Raw genomic sequence first — 278 nt, 5'->3', positions numbered from 1 at the left:
AGATGAGTTCCGCGTCATTGCAATTGACGCTCCCGGGCACAGCAAATCAGAGCTACCCGAATCAGGCCCATTTCACAGCCTCACTCGCCATGCGGAGTTCAATGAGCACCTTATGGAGGCCTTGGGACTTGAGAAACCCGCCATCATGGGATGCTCGATGGGCGGCAATCTGGTGCTGGAATTGGGGGCACGTCGACCCGATGCGTACAGTGCAATCATCTCAGCCGAAGGGGCAGATTTCACCCCAACGGTTTCGGAGTTCTTCCTCGATATGTTGC

At 55.8% G+C, this 278-nt stretch carries 1 protein-coding gene; it reads left to right on the top strand.

Going from position 1 to position 278, the window contains the following annotated elements; genetic code table 11:
- Nucleotides 1–16: 16 nt before the first annotated feature.
- On the top strand, nucleotides 17–278 hold a 262-nt coding region (locus tag SB756_RS29610; RefSeq protein WP_410913126.1), incomplete at its 3' end, for an alpha/beta fold hydrolase.

The organism is Pseudomonas sp. SIMBA_068 (assembly GCF_046534705.1).
Lineage (GTDB): Bacteria > Pseudomonadota > Gammaproteobacteria > Pseudomonadales > Pseudomonadaceae > Aquipseudomonas > Aquipseudomonas putida.
The sequence above is the reverse complement of the archived record's forward strand: the minus strand, read 5'-3'. Positions and strand labels throughout refer to the sequence as shown.